The organism is Streptomyces sp. NC-S4, from assembly GCF_054353315.1.
Genome location: NZ_CM135937.1, coordinates 1,804,806 through 1,818,074 on the forward strand (window position 1 = coordinate 1,804,806; position 13,269 = coordinate 1,818,074).

Annotated in this window: 13 protein-coding genes; 10 read left to right on the forward strand and 3 right to left on the reverse strand. The window is 73.7% G+C overall.

The window, feature by feature from the left end:
- The first annotated feature begins 70 nt into the window (after positions 1-70).
- From ACXNSR_RS07570 to ACXNSR_RS07590, 5 genes are all read left to right on the forward strand, one after another.
- Positions 71-865: a LamB/YcsF family protein gene (locus ACXNSR_RS07570; RefSeq protein ID WP_458641375.1), complete on the forward strand. Its 795-nt coding sequence runs from the start codon at positions 71-73 to the stop codon at positions 863-865.
- On the forward strand, positions 862-1,485 hold the full coding sequence (locus ACXNSR_RS07575; protein ID WP_458641376.1) for a 5-oxoprolinase subunit B family protein: 624 nt from the start codon (positions 862-864) through the stop codon (positions 1,483-1,485). Before ACXNSR_RS07570 ends, ACXNSR_RS07575 begins: the two co-directional genes overlap by 4 nt.
- Positions 1,478-2,347, forward strand: a complete 870-nt coding sequence (locus tag ACXNSR_RS07580; RefSeq protein ID WP_458641377.1) for a 5-oxoprolinase subunit C family protein — start codon at positions 1,478-1,480, stop codon at positions 2,345-2,347. Before ACXNSR_RS07575 ends, ACXNSR_RS07580 begins: the two co-directional genes overlap by 8 nt.
- A gap of 73 nt (positions 2,348-2,420) precedes the next feature.
- Positions 2,421-2,999 carry an RNA polymerase sigma factor gene (locus tag ACXNSR_RS07585; protein ID WP_458641378.1) on the forward strand — a complete coding sequence of 193 codons (579 nt, stop codon included), beginning with the start codon at positions 2,421-2,423 and terminating at the stop codon, positions 2,997-2,999.
- Positions 2,996-4,009 carry a hypothetical protein gene (locus ACXNSR_RS07590; RefSeq protein ID WP_458641379.1) on the forward strand — a complete coding sequence of 338 codons (1,014 nt, stop codon included), beginning with the start codon at positions 2,996-2,998 and terminating at the stop codon, positions 4,007-4,009. The genes ACXNSR_RS07585 and ACXNSR_RS07590 overlap by 4 nt, the downstream gene beginning before the upstream one ends.
- A 71-nt stretch (positions 4,010-4,080) precedes the next feature.
- Here the strand turns inward: ACXNSR_RS07590 and ACXNSR_RS07595 are convergent, their stop codons facing one another.
- Together ACXNSR_RS07595 and ACXNSR_RS07600 are read right to left on the reverse strand one after the other, a co-directional pair.
- The gene (locus ACXNSR_RS07595; protein ID WP_458641380.1) at positions 4,081-5,478 is read right to left on the reverse strand and encodes a HEAT repeat domain-containing protein; all 1,398 of its coding nucleotides are present in this window, start codon (positions 5,476-5,478) and stop codon (positions 4,081-4,083) included.
- Between the two features lie 331 nt (positions 5,479-5,809).
- Positions 5,810-6,232: an ankyrin repeat domain-containing protein gene (locus ACXNSR_RS07600; RefSeq protein WP_458641381.1), complete on the reverse strand. Its 423-nt coding sequence runs from the start codon at positions 6,230-6,232 to the stop codon at positions 5,810-5,812.
- A gap of 329 nt (positions 6,233-6,561) precedes the next feature.
- Here ACXNSR_RS07600 and ACXNSR_RS07605 point away from each other — a divergent pair, with 329 nt between their 5' ends.
- The gene (locus ACXNSR_RS07605; protein WP_007262923.1) at positions 6,562-6,756 is read left to right on the forward strand and encodes a hypothetical protein; all 195 of its coding nucleotides are present in this window, start codon (positions 6,562-6,564) and stop codon (positions 6,754-6,756) included.
- Between the two features lie 69 nt (positions 6,757-6,825).
- Positions 6,826-8,457, forward strand: coding sequence for a hypothetical protein (locus ACXNSR_RS07610; RefSeq protein WP_458641382.1), 1,632 nt, complete (start codon positions 6,826-6,828; stop codon positions 8,455-8,457).
- A gap of 105 nt (positions 8,458-8,562) precedes the next feature.
- Here ACXNSR_RS07610 and ACXNSR_RS07615 read toward each other — a convergent pair whose 3' ends face one another.
- Positions 8,563-10,065, reverse strand: a complete 1,503-nt coding sequence (locus ACXNSR_RS07615; protein WP_458641383.1) for an SCO1417 family PLP biosynthesis transcription factor — start codon at positions 10,063-10,065, stop codon at positions 8,563-8,565.
- A gap of 225 nt (positions 10,066-10,290) precedes the next feature.
- Between ACXNSR_RS07615 and ACXNSR_RS07620 the strand changes: the two genes are divergently transcribed.
- From ACXNSR_RS07620 to ACXNSR_RS07630, 3 genes are all read left to right on the forward strand, one after another.
- The gene (locus ACXNSR_RS07620; RefSeq protein ID WP_458641384.1) at positions 10,291-11,061 is read left to right on the forward strand and encodes a glycerophosphodiester phosphodiesterase family protein; all 771 of its coding nucleotides are present in this window, start codon (positions 10,291-10,293) and stop codon (positions 11,059-11,061) included.
- A gap of 67 nt (positions 11,062-11,128) precedes the next feature.
- Complete coding sequence (locus ACXNSR_RS07625) at positions 11,129-12,547, forward strand: MFS transporter (RefSeq protein ID WP_458641385.1); 1,419 nt, start codon at positions 11,129-11,131, stop codon at positions 12,545-12,547.
- Positions 12,548-12,860: 313 nt separating this feature from the next.
- Entirely contained in the window at positions 12,861-13,235 is a 375-nt protein-coding gene (locus tag ACXNSR_RS07630) for an RNA polymerase-binding protein RbpA (protein WP_007262928.1), read from the forward strand.
- Positions 13,236-13,269 lie beyond the last annotated feature (34 nt).

Here is a 13,269-nt window from a genome sequence, read left to right on the forward strand (position 1 = left end):
CATCCCAAACGGCATGGTTCGGCCGGATCGTCCCGGCGTCCGCTCCGGCCGCCTGCTCTACGCTCGGCGCATGGCTTCCATGATCGCATCCGCTCGCGTGATCGACCTCAACGCCGACCTCGGCGAGGGCTTCGGGCGCTGGACGCTCACCGACGACGAGGCCCTGCTGTCCGTCGTCACGAGCGCCAATGTGGCCTGCGGCTTCCACGCCGGTGACCCGTCCATCATGCGCCGCGTCTGCGAGCTCGCCGCGGAGCGGGGCGTGCGGATCGGCGCGCAGGTCTCCTACCGCGATCTGGCCGGCTTCGGGCGGCGCTCCATGGACGTGCCGCCCGCCGAGCTCGCCGACGAGGTGGCCTACCAGATCGGGGCACTGGAGGTGTTCGCGCGCGCGGCCGGCTCCCGGGTGTCGTACGTGAAACCGCACGGCGCGCTCTACAACCGCACCGTCCACGACGCCGGCCAGGCCGCCGCGGTGGTCGCGGGCGTCCGGCTGGCGGCCGGGTCCGGTGCCACCGGCGGCCTGCCGGTGCTGGGACTGCCCGGGTCGCTGCTGCTCGCCGCCGCCGGGGAGGCCGGGCTGGCTCCCGTACCGGAGGCCTTCGCCGACCGCGCCTACACGCCGGCCGGGACGCTGGTCCCGCGCGGCGAGCCGGATGCCGTGCTGCACGACCCGGACGCGGTCGTCGCGCGAGCCGTCCGGATGGCGGCCGACGGAGCGGTGACGGCGGCCGACGGGTCGACGGTCCCGGTGGCCGCACGCTCGCTGTGCCTGCACGGGGACACCCCGGGGGCGGCCGTACTCGCCCGCCGGGTCCGGGAGGCGCTGGGCGAGGCCGGGGTCCGGGTGGAGGCCTTCGCGTGAGGACCCTCGTGGTGGGTGCTGAGGCGCTGCTGATCGAACTGGACTCGGCGGACGAGGTCGCCGCGCTCCACGCCGAGCTGCTGCGCCGCCGGGACGCGGGCGAGCTGGGACCCGTACGGGACCTCGTACCGGCCGCGCGGACCGTGCTGCTGGACGGCGTACGGGACCCGGCGGCGCTCGGTGCCCGGATCGGGCGGTGGCAGGTGCCGCCGCTCGCGCCGACGCAGGGGCCGCAGGTCACCGTCCCGGTGCGGTACGACGGGCCGGACCTGGTGGAGGTGGCCCGGCTGTGGGGGGTCGCCCCGCGGGAGGTGCCGGAGATCGTCGGCGGGACCGTCTTCCGGGTGGCTTTCTGCGGTTTCGCGCCGGGCTTCGGCTACCTGACGGGGCTGCCGGAGCGGTTGCGCGTCCCTCGCCGCGGGACGCCCCGTACGGCCGTCCCGGCGGGCTCGCTGGCGCTGGCCGGGGAGTACGCGGGGGTGTACCCGCGCTCCTCCCCCGGCGGCTGGCAGCTGATCGGCTCCACGGACGCGGTGCTCTGGGACCCGCAGCGCGAGCCGGCGGCGCTCCTCGCGCCCGGGGTCCGGGTGCGGTTCACGCAGGAGGACGGCCGTGGCTGAGGGGCTGCTGGTGGTGCGGCCGGGGGCGCTGACGACGGTCCAGGACCGGGGCCGCCCGGGATACGCGCACCTGGGGGTCCCGCGCTCGGGGGCCCTCGACACGGCGGCGTACGCGCTGGCCAACCGGCTCGTCGGCAACGCACCGGACGCGGCGGCGCTGGAAACGACCCTGGACGGGGTCGGGCTGCGGGCCCTGGCCGCGACCACCGTGGCGGTCACGGGCGCGCCCTGTCCGGTACGGATCTCCGGTCGCCCGGTGGCCTGGGGGGCGCCGGTCCGGCTCCCGGCCGGGGCGGAGCTGGAGGTGGGCCGGGCGGAGTCGGGGGTGCGCTGCTACGTCGCGGTGCGGGGTGGCCTGGCCGCCCCGCCGGTCCTGGGCAGTCGCTCCACGGACCTGCTGTCCGGGCTGGGGCCGCCGGTCCTGTCGGCCGGGATGCTGCTGCCGGTGGGCCCGCCCGGCCCGGATCCGGTGCCCGGGGCGGATGTCTGCGGCCTGCCCGGGCCGCCTTCGGAGCTGCTGCTCCCGCTGCGGCTCGGGCCCCGGGCGGACTGGTTCACCGGGGCCTCCCTCGCCGGGCTGTGGCGCTCGCGGTTCCGCGTCTCGGCGGCGTCCAACCGCATCGGCCTGCGCACGGAGGCGGGCGCTCCGCTGGCCCGCGCCCGGGCCGGCGAGCTGCCGAGCGAGGGCATGGTGCTGGGCGCGGTGCAGGTGCCGCCGGACGGCCTGCCGGTGGTGTTCCTGGCCGATCACCCGGTGACGGGCGGCTATCCGGTGGTGGGCGTGGTCCCGCCGGGCCCGGCCCTGGACGCGGCGGCGCAGGCCCGGCCGGGGGTGCCGGTGAGGTTCGTGAGGTCCCGGTGAAACGCTTCGGGGGGCTTCGGCCAAGTACGGGGTGAGGGGGCCGCTCGGGTTCCCCGCGCAGGGGAGGAACCGGGTGCGCAGCCCACGACACGAGACCGGACCGCCGGATCTCACCACGCCCGAGGGGTTCGGGGCGTTCTACGAGGAACACATCGACGCCGTACTCGGCTTCGTCACGCGGCGGGTCGCCGACCCGCACCTTGCGGCGGACCTGACGGCCGACATCTTCCTCGCCGCGATGGGATCGGCCCGCGGCTACCGGCCCGACAGGGGAGTGCCGGTCGCCTGGCTGTTCGGAATAGCCCGCAACGTCCTGTCGGGCCACGCCCGCGGGCTGGCCCGCGAGAGCGGGGCGCTGGCGCGGCTGAGCGGGCGGCGCCTGCTCGACGACGAGGACGTGGCGGCGCTGGAGGAGCGGATCGACGCCCAGCGCGCGTTCAGGGAGCTCGCGGAGCGCCACGCCGCCCTGTCCGAGCCGCTGCGCGCCGCCCTCGACCTGGTCGTGCTCGACCAGCTCACCCCGGCCGAGGTCGCCCAGGCCCTCGGCGTCACCCAGGCGACCGTCCGCGTCCGCCTCCACCGGGCCCGCCGCGCGCTGCGCGGGACCGGGACCGCCGCCGTCACCGAATCGCAGTTGGAGGCAGCCCGATGAGCACCAGGCCCGGCGGGTTCGAGGACCGGCTCAAGGCGGCGCTGCTGGCCCGTCTCCCGCAGGAGGCTCCGGCCCCGGCTCCCGCCCGCTCCCTGACCCGCCGCTACGGCATCCCGCTGGCAGTGGGCATCGCGACGGCCGTCGTCCTCGCCGTGATGGCCCTGCCCGGCAGTACCCGCAACGGCTCGCTGCCGTCGGTCGGTCCCACCGGTTCGCCGAGCCCTTCGGCCGCGGACGCGCCCGGGATCGAGAAGGACCCGGACGGCTCGCTCCGGTTCAGGATGCCCGAGCAGCAGCAGGTCCCGGCCCTGGCCGACCGGCTCAAGGAACTGGGGGTCCAGGTCGCGCTGGTCCCGAAGCGGCCGCTGTCCCAGTGCAGCTCCGAGCTCATACGCGGGGGCTTCGATCCGATGGGCGACCCCGAGGCCGTGGTCCTGCAGCGCGGCGATGACGGGTGGTTCTTCAAGGTCAACGCGAAGACGGTCCCGCCGGGCTACACGCTCGCGTTCTCGTGGGCGGAGCACTTCCCGCTGGGCGATCGGAGGACAGACTTCAACGTGGTGGAGCCGGCCAGGATCCCGTCCTGCACGATCGACTACTCGGAGGGCCTGGAGGAAGCACTGAAAGCGCTCTCCGAGCCCCCGAAGGACCCCGGCAGGACCATCGAGATCCCCACGCCCAGGCTCGCCGATCTGCCGGAGGTGGTCCGGAGCCTGCAGGAACAGGGAGTCAGCGTCGCGGTGACCGAGCTGAAGCCCGCGTCGGAGTGCACACACCTGGGCCGCGGGTACCGCCATCCCGGCAGGCAGGCCGACCCCGAGAGCGAACTGACCCGGCGGCGGGAGGAGGGCACGTTGAGGATCAACTCCAAGACGCTGCCTCCGGGGTACACCCTCGTCTTCAAGAAGCCGGCGAACGGGTCGGACCCCGGCGCCGCGGTCGGGTACGGCGCGCAGAAGACGTCCGAGGTCACCGCCTGCGAGATCGACCCCCTCTTGCCGGTCGGGTGACGCCCTCTTCGCGATGAGCCCCGGACGCCCCGGCCTTCCTCAGGCCGGGGCGTCCGCGCGCCTGCGACCCGCTATACGGCGGACTCCGGGGCGATGCGGCTGCGGACCGCGGACTGGACGTCCTCCTCCTCCGCCGGATCGGCGGCCAGGCGTCGCAGCCGGGGCGCCACGCGGGCATCGGCCGTTTCGGCGTGGTGGGCCGCCACCTCGCGGGTGGTCTCCTCGCAGTCCCAGAGGCATTCGACGGCGAACCCGGCCGCGAAGGTGGGGTCGGTGCTGGCCAGGGCCTTGGCGGCCCGGCCGCGCAGGTGGGACGAGGCGGTCTCGCGGTAGATGTGGCGCAGCACGGGGGCCGCGCAGCCGACGGCGAGCCGGCCCGCCCCGTCCACCAGGGCGAACAGGCGCCGGGTGTCCGGGCCCGCACCGCGCACGGTGGAGCGCAGGGCGCCCAGCACCAGGCTCGCGTCCTCGGCTCCGCCGCGGGCGGCCAGGGTGGCCGCGGCGGCCTCGCCGAGCGCGTCGGGGCGGTGGACCCAGCGTCGGGCCCGTTCGACGGCCTCGGGTCCGCACATGCGCTCGTAGGCGGCCACGGCCGGCTCGTCGGCGGCGGCTTCGATCAGGTCCAGCACGGCCGGGTTCTCCGGCTCGGCGAGGACCAGGTGGTGCAGGGCGGTGGCCCGGGCGGCCTCGCCGTCGGCGCCGGCCGCGGCCGCGAGGATGGCGGAACGGTCCTCGGGCTGGGCCACGGCGGCGAGGCAGCGGGCAGCGGGGACGTGCAGCGGGGTACCGCGGCGCAGTCCGTCGGCGGCCCAGTCGAAGACGGCCTGGACGCCCCAGCCGGGCCGGGGCCCGCTCGGGGTCATCTGGCGCTGCCAGCGGTCGAAGGAGCCCTGCTGACGGGCGGCGCGCAGGCGCTCCCCGTACTGGGGGGTCTCCTCCCACAGACACCACGGGCGGGGCTCGTAGGCGTCGCGGACGGCGGCGGCCAGCCGCGCCTCGCCCTCCGCCGTGGCGGGGAAGCGGGCGAGGACGGCCGGGGCCAGGGACCGCAGGCCTTCGTCGTCGTCGCGCAGGGCCAGCTCGTCGAGCGCCCAGGCCCAGTTCGCCCCGGAGGCGGCGTAGCGGCGCAGCAGCATGAGCGCGTCGTCGCGGCCGTAGGAGGCCAGGTGGCCCAGGACGGACAGGGCGAGGCCCGTGCGGTGGTCCTCTTCGTCGACGAGGTCGTCGGCGCTGAAGAGGTGGGCCTCGATCTCGCCCAGCGGACCGGCGAGGTCCAGGTACAACCGGGCGTAGTACAAGGAGCGGTTCTCGACCTGCCAGTCCTGGCGCGGGTCGCGGAGCACGCACTGGTTGAGGGCCTCGAGGGCCTCCGCCCTGGGTGCCGCGAGTGCGTGCAGCGTGCCGTCGCCACGGCCTCGCTGAAGGAGCCCGAGCAGGGTACCGCTCGGAGCTATGACTGGTTCGAACATGGGAATGGCCTCAAATCAAGCTGGGGACGCAACCGGGAATCGGGATTCACAGGGCCGCGTAACAGCATGTGAGGACGTCCGCCGTCTTGTTCCGCTCGATGTAGACCATTGCCTTCTCACTCTCGTCGGTGCTTCGTGACCATGGAGGCCGGGCCGGCCGGTTCACGCTTCGTGTCTCGCCCGCTTCTGCCCGTCCCCCGTGCTCGCGAATCGAATCCGACGCCATGATGACCCAGCCGGTTTGTGCGCCGCGACCACATTTATGGCCGCCGTGACCAACCTGTGAGGTCGGGACGCGCCCGGGCCCGGCCAGATCCCGGGAAAAACCGGACTACTCGGCTCCGAAAAGTTCCAGCAGGTCGGCCTTGGCGAACATGCGCGCCGTGTCCACGGCGGAGGGGGTTCCGGCCTTCGGGTCGGCCCCGCCGGCGAGCAGCGCGCGGATGACGGCCTCCTCACCCTTGAAGACCGCGCCGGCGAGCGGGGTCTGGCCGCGGTCGTTGGCGCGGTCGGCCTCGGCGCCGCGGGCCAGCAGGGCGGACACGGCGTCGGCGTGGCCGTGGTAGGCGGCGAGCATGACCAGGGTGTCACCCCGGTCGTTGGTGAGGTTCGCCGGGACGCCGGCGTCCAGGTAGGCGGTGAGCGCCTCGGTCTCACCCTGGCGGGCGAGGTCGAAGATCTTGGTGGCCAGCTCGATGACGTCCTCGTCGGGGACGCCCTGGGAACCGGAGCCCTCGGCTGCGTGCTCGCTCATGGTCCGTACCGCCTTTCACTCGTTGCTGACATGGTCCGCCCGCCCGTCACGGCGTCGACGACCCGGGCCGGGGCCGGGCGGGCAGGGGGGTGCACGGCGCTGCGTCCGTACGGGTGAATCGTCAGGGTAGCGCCCTGGCCTGCACATGTCCGGGGCGGACCGAGGCAATGATCACCTTCGGCCCCCGGCCGCCGGGCGTAGTGGCCGGACTCGGCCGGTCAAGTGAAAAACCCTTGAATTCACCCGTATGCACCTTTTGTCGCATTGATACTTCCTGTGAGCCTGGGAGAACTGATGGTGACTGTCCCCACCAACCAGGAGAAAACCTCATGGTCCTGTCCATCTCAGGCGTGGTCCTGCTCGGCATCATCTGCTTCCTCTTCTTCAAGAAGGACGGGATGAAGCTGACGCACGCGTTCGTGTGCGCGCTCTTCGGCTTCTTCCTCGCCGGCTCCGCCATCGCCCCGAGCATCACGGCGAGCACGGCGAGCCTCGCGAGCCTGCTCGGCGGGATCAAGCTCTAGCCCGGCCATCGCGCAGCGACCCCAGCAGCACCCGGAACACCGTCACACCCACAACTCCAGGAGACGCCCGTGGCCCGGCGCCCACTTCCCCGCATCCTCAGCAGCGGCTCCACGTCGCTGACCCGGGGCCGCGACCTCGCTCGCACGGCCGCCGACAGTGCCACGGACGTCCTCCATCCGCTCCTCGTGATCGGGCGCGGCCTGCGCATCCTGGCCGCGGCCGGACGGCGCCGGTGGTCCACGACCCCCAAGGACAAGCGTGGTCCCGCGCTGTTCCTGGGAGTCGCCTGCGTCCTCGTGGTCGCGCTCCTCCCCTACGGCCCCCTCCTCGCCCTGATCACCCTCATGGCGACGGCGGCCTGGCACGGACGCGACCGCACCTCGGCGAAGACCGGCCCCAGCGATGCCGAGACCGAACGGCTCGGCTCCCTCTACGAAGCCCTCGTGCCGTACTTCTCCATCCCGGACGACCCCAGTCCGCTCTTCGCCCACGGCGGGGAATGGGACAAGGCCTTCAGCGACTACGAGTTCGACGAGGCGGGCCGCCTCACCCGGCTCCACATCCGCTACCCGGCCTACTTCACCGACGGCGAGGCCGCCTCACGGGCCCGCATCGAGGCACTGCTGCACGCCAAGTCCGGGCGCGGACGGGAGTACCTCTTCGACTGGGACGAGGAGGGCAACCAGCTCGGCCTGAGGGTGCTGGCGGCGCTGCCGACGGGCATCGCCGCCCAGCCGTTCGTCACCTCCCCCGGCGAGACCGTGCTCGGCTTCACCGACGCCGGCGGCGTGCAGCGCACCCTGCCCGTCCTGGAGGGCGACGAGCCCCGCGACGTGCCACCGGTGATCTGGCGCACCGGGCCCCGCTCCACCGAACCCCACCTGCTGGCCGTCGGTCAGCCCGGCAGCGGCACCTCCAGCCTGCTGCGCTCCATCGCCCTGCAGGCCCTGCGGCACGGGGGCGACGTCCTGATCGTCGACGGCGGCGGCAGCGGCGAGTACTCCTGCCTGTCCGGCCGGGGCGGCGTGCTCGCCGTGGAATGCGGGCCGACCGGGGCGCAGGCCACGCTGGAATGGGCCGCGCGGGAGACCGAACGGCGGCTCATCGCCACCCACCGGGCCCGGGAGGTCGGACGGCCCGCGCCCGAGGACACCCGGCGGCCCCTGTGGATCCTGCTGGACCAGCCGAGCGTGCTGGCCCACCTCGCCGTCTCCGGGGGCGGCCCCGACCTGCTGGCCCAGTTGCAGGTGCCGTTGCGGCACGGACGGCCCGCCCACGTCACCGTGGTGGTGGCCGAGCAGTTCGGGCACCTGGAACTGCTCAACGACGCCGTCTGGCAGCACACCCGCGCCCGCGTCGTCCTCGGGCCCGCCGCGGTCCAGCAGGTCACCGACGTACTGGGGCTGCCGCCGCACACCACCCCGACGGCCCAGGTGCCGCCGGGGCGCGGGTACGCCCGGCTCGGCACCGGGCCCGTGCACCGGCTCCAGGTGCCCGCCACCCCGGACCCGTACGACGAGGCCGTGCACCCGGCGTACCGCCAGGCCGTGATGGAGCTGCTGCCCGGTCGGCCCGCGCCCGGCGGGGGCGGTGGGCGGGACCGGAGCACGCTGAGCAAGCCGCTCCAGGAGCAGTCGGCGGCGCAGGGTCCGGCACTGGGCTCCCCGGAGACTCCGGAAGTGCCGGCCGAGGCCTCGTAGGCCGGTCGTGACGGGCGGCCGGTCCGCGGGGTACAGGTCCGCGGGTACAGCCCGCCCGCGGGTACAGCCCGCCCGCAAGTACAGCCGGTCCGCGGGTCCGGCGGGTTACGCCACGAACGTGCGCGGCGGCTCCGCCCCGCTGCCGCCCGCTCCGGTGCCGACCAGCCGGGCCGCCGCCGCCAGCCGGGAGGCGGCTTCCTCGGCCACCGGCCCGCCCACGGTGAACGGCAGCCGGACATACCCCTCGAAGGCGCCGTCCACACCGAACCGCGGCCCCGAGGGGACCCGCACCCCGACCCGCTCCCCCACTTCGGCCAGGCGCGAGCCGGAGAGCCCGCCCGCGCGGGCCCACAGGGTCAGCCCGCCCTGCGGAACCTCGAACTCCCAGTCCGGCAGCTCCCGGCGGACCGCCGCGACCAGCGCGTCCCGGTTCTCCCGGGCCTGCTCCCGGCGGAGCCCGACGGCCTCCTGCCAGCCCCCGGTGCGCATCAGCCAGTTCACCGCGAGCTGCTCCAGCACCGGAGTGCCCAGGTCGGCGTAGGCCCGGGCGGCGACCAGGCTGCGGATCACGTCGGGGGCGGCCCGCACCCAGCCGATCCGCATGCCCGCCCAGAACGCCTTGCTGGCGGAGCCGACCGTGATGACCGTGCTGCCGGCCGGGTCGAAGGAGCACACCGGACGGGGCATCTCCAGGTCCGGGTCCAGCCGGAGCTCCAGCATGGTCTCGTCGGCCACCAGGACGGTCCCGGCCGAGCGGGCGGCCTCCACCATCGCGCGGCGCTGCTCCTCGGAGGCCAGGGCCCCGGTCGGATTGTGGAAGTCGGCGACCACGTAGGCGAGGCGGGGGGCCGAATCGCGCAGCACCTGCCGCCAGACGTCCATGTCCCAGCCGCCGAGGCCCTCGGCCATCGCGACGGGCACGAGGCGGACCCCCGCCGCGCGCATCAGCTGGAGGATGTTGGCGTAGGAAGGGGACTCGACGGCGATCCGCTCCCCGCGCCCGGCGAAGAGAGTGCAGATGGCGTCGATGGCACCCATCGCACCGGTGGTGACCATGATCTGCTCGGGCATGGTGGGAATGCCCTGCTCGGTGTAGCGGTCGGCGAGCATCCGGCGCAGCGCGGGCAGGCCCGCCGGGTAGTCCCCGTGGGTGTGCGCGTAAGGCGGCAGCTCCTCCAGGGCACCCTGGACGGCCTTGGTGAGCCAGGGCTCGGGGGCCGGGAGCGCGGCGCAGCCGAGGTCGATCATCGAACCGAGGGACTCGGGCGGCAGCGGTTCCAGCCCCCGGGCGGGCAGCGGGTTCCCGGCCGGGACGGAGGTCCAGCTGCCGGCGCCGCGGCGGGATTCCAGGAACCCCTCGCCCCGCAGGGCCTCGTAGGCGGCGGCGACGGTGGTGCGGCTGAGGGAGAGGGCGACGGCCAGTTCCCGCTCGGCGGGCAGCCGGGCGGCGACCGGGACGCGGCCTTCGAGGACGAGCAGGCGGATGCCGTCGGCGAGGGTCCGGTAGGCGGGCAGCCTGCGCGCCCCGGGGACGCTGGGCCGCTCCTGCTGGGAGGTGATGAGACGGGCGAGCTGTGCGGCACCGACCGCTGAGGTCCATTCGGCCATGCTGTCCGGTCCACCTTCGTCGAATTGGCCCCGCCCGACGGCGGGCGCGGCCGGTATTGGATTGCTTCCGCCCCCACACCCTGTCACGCCGGGGTCCACCCGGACCAGGGGCGGGGGTGCCCGACCGCTCGGCGGAGGGGTCCGCACGGCTGCGGCGGCGCGCCGTTCATCACGCAGCCACCGGGGCGCACCCTCCCCACGGGTAACAAGAGGCATACTGCCGCCGTGACGCACGTACGCCTTCGCCATCCGTATCTGGACCACCCGGCTCCGATTCCCTTCGCGCACCGGGGCGGTGCCGCGGACGGGCTGGAGAACACCGCCGCCGCCTTCCGGCGGGCCGCCGCAGCGGGCTACCGGTACTTCGAGACCGATGTGCACGCCACGGTGGACGGGAAACTCGTCGCCTTCCACGACTCCACGCTGGACCGGGTCACCGACGGCCGGGGCCGGATCGCCGAACTGCCCTGGAAGAAGATCCGCGAGGCCAGGGTCGGGGGCACCGAGCCCCTGCCGCTCTTCGAGGAGCTGCTGGAGGAGTTCCCGGACGCCCGCTGGAACATCGACATCAAGGCCGAGTCGGCGCTGCACCCGCTGGTCAACCTGATCGCCCGGGCCGGGATCTGGGACCGGGTGTGCGTGGGCTCCTTCTCGGAGAGCCGGGTGGCCCGCGCCCAGAAGATCGCCGGGCCCCGGCTGGCGACCTCCTACGGCGTACGCGGGGTGCTCGGCCTGCGGCTGCGCTCGTACGCCATTCCCGCGGCGCTGCGCGTGGGCGCGGTGGCGGCGCAGGTTCCGGAGATCCAGTCCGGTATCCGCGTGGTCGACCGCAGGTTCGTACGGACCGCGCACGAGCGGGGACTCCAGGTGCACGTCTGGACCGTGAACGAACCGGAACGTATGGAGGCTCTCCTCGACCTGGGTGTCGATGGCATCATGACCGACCGGATCGACATCTTGCGCACGGTGCTGGACCGGCGTGGGGCCTGGGCCTGACGCGCCCTCCACCCCCCGCACGGGCCGGGACGCCGCTGCGGCACGGGACCAGCGAGGGGGACACCGCATGAGTGCGGAAGAGCGCAGCAGGACCGAGGAAGCGGAACCCGGGGCGGGGGACGGCAGAGCCGCGGCCGCCCCGGCGACCGCGACCTCCTCGACGGCCGCGATCGCCGAGCGCAAGCGCGAGCAGCGGGGCTGGTACTTCTACGACTTCGCCGTCTCGGTCTACTCGGCGAGCGTGCTGACCGTGTTCCTCGGGCCCTACCTGACCGCGGTGGCCAAGGCCGCCGCGGACGCCGAGGGCTTCGTGCATCCGCTGGGCATCCCGGTGCGCGCCGGGTCCTTCTTCGCCTACTCCGTCTCGGCCTCGGTGATCCTGGCCGTCCTGCTGATGCCGCTCGTGGGCGCCGTGGCCGACCGGACCGGCCGCAAGAAGCCGATGCTGGCGGCGGCCGCGTACACGGGCGCAGTGGCGACCACCGGAATGTTCTTCCTGGACGGCGAGCGCTATCTGCTGGGCGGCCTGCTGCTCATCGTGGCGAACGCCGCCCTGTCGGTCTCGATGGTGCTCTACAACGCCTACCTGCCGCAGATCTCCACCCCCGACGAACGGGACACCGTCTCCTCGCGGGGCTGGGCCTTCGGTTACACCGCCGGGTCCGTGATGCTGGTGGTGAACCTGGTGCTCTACATGGGGCACGACTCGTTCGGCCTCTCGGAGGGCATGGCGATCCGGATCTGCCTGGCCTCCGCGGGCCTGTGGTGGGGAGCCTTCGCGCTGATCCCGCTGCGCCGGCTGCGGGACCGGGCCGTGGTCCGGGAGCCCGGGGCGGCGCCGGCCGTCAGCGGCTGGAAGCAGCTCGTCGCCACCCTGAAGGACATGCGGCGCTACCCGCTGACCCTGTCCTTCCTGCTGGCGTACCTGATCTACAACGACGGCGTGCAGACCGTGATCTCCCAGGCCTCCGTCTACGGCTCGGAGGAGCTGGAGCTGGAGCAGTCCACCCTGATCGGGGCGGTGCTGCTGGTGCAGGTCCTGGCGGTGGCCGGCGCGCTGGGCATGGGCCGGCTCGCCCGGATCTACGGAGCCAAGCGGACGATCCTGGGCTCGCTGGCCGCGTGGGCGGTGACGCTGGCGGCCGGATACTTCCTTCCGGCCCGGACCCCGGTGTGGTTCTTCGCACTCGCCGCGATGATCGGGCTGGTGCTGGGGGGCAGCCAGGCGCTGTCGCGCTCGCTGTTCTCGCACCTGGTGCCGGCGGGCAAGGAGGCCGAGTACTTCTCCGCGTACGAGATGAGCGACCGGGGCCTGAGCTGGGTGGGACCGCTGGTGTTCGGCCTGACGTACCAGCTCACGGGCAGCTACCGGGACGCCATCATCTCTCTGGTGGTCTTCTTCGCACTGGGATTCGTGCTCCTGGCACGAGTGCCGGTGCGGCGCGCGGTGGAGGCGGCAGGCAATCCTGTACCGGAGCGGATCTGAGAGTGGGTCCGCGAGTGCGCCCGGCCCGGATCCACGAACGAATTCCGAACGAATTTAGACGTTGAAGCAAAGGGCCGGTAGTGTACGCCTTTGGCCTGCCAGGCGGACCGTTACTGCGCGCACAGCTGGCGTGGACGTTGGGTGACATCTGCTGCCAGATGTGACAAAACGGGCACTGGTGGGTACAACAAGGGGCGGTACGACGGGCGACGCACGACCCGGAGCGGGAATCTATACCGCCGACCGGACGTTGACCGGATGACGACGACAGCGACACCTGTCCTGTGGGCGACAAGCCCGGGAGGCACGATTCATGAGTGAGCGAGCTCTCCGCGGTACGCGCCTCGTGGTTACCAGCTACGAGACGGACCGCGGCATCGATCTGGCCCCGCGCCAGGCGGTGGAGTACGCATGCCAGAACGGACATCGATTTGAGATGCCGTTCTCGGTTGAGGCAGAAATTCCGCCGGAGTGGGAGTGCAAGGCGTGCGGCGCCATGGCACTCCTGGTGGACGGGGATGGGCCCGAAGAGAAGAAGGGCAAGCCCGCGCGAACGCACTGGGACATGCTCATGGAGCGACGCACCCGCGAGGAGCTGGAGGAAGTGCTGGCCGAAAGGCTCGCAGTCCTGCGTTCCGGCGCCATGAACATTGCCGTGCATCCGCGGGACAGCCGCAAGTCCGCCTGACAGCCGGACGGATACACAAGCCGAGGGGCCCCGC

What these genes read in the sequence shown, in the direction of transcription:
- ACXNSR_RS07615 (WP_458641383.1), bottom strand. Translation starts at nt 10,065, where the DNA reads ATGGCCGAATGGACCTCAGCGGTCGGTGCCGCACAGCTCGCCCGTCTC.
- ACXNSR_RS07625 (WP_458641385.1), top strand. Translation starts at nt 11,129, where the DNA reads ATGAGTGCGGAAGAGCGCAGCAGGACCGAGGAAGCGGAACCCGGGGCG.
- ACXNSR_RS07605 (WP_007262923.1), top strand. Translation starts at nt 6,562, where the DNA reads ATGGTCCTGTCCATCTCAGGCGTGGTCCTGCTCGGCATCATCTGCTTC.
- ACXNSR_RS07590 (WP_458641379.1), top strand. Translation starts at nt 2,996, where the DNA reads ATGAGCACCAGGCCCGGCGGGTTCGAGGACCGGCTCAAGGCGGCGCTG.
- ACXNSR_RS07570 (WP_458641375.1), top strand. Translation starts at nt 71, where the DNA reads ATGGCTTCCATGATCGCATCCGCTCGCGTGATCGACCTCAACGCCGAC.
- ACXNSR_RS07595 (WP_458641380.1), bottom strand. Translation starts at nt 5,478, where the DNA reads ATGTTCGAACCAGTCATAGCTCCGAGCGGTACCCTGCTCGGGCTCCTT.
- ACXNSR_RS07630 (WP_007262928.1), top strand. Translation starts at nt 12,861, where the DNA reads ATGAGTGAGCGAGCTCTCCGCGGTACGCGCCTCGTGGTTACCAGCTAC.
- ACXNSR_RS07600 (WP_458641381.1), bottom strand. Translation starts at nt 6,232, where the DNA reads ATGAGCGAGCACGCAGCCGAGGGCTCCGGTTCCCAGGGCGTCCCCGAC.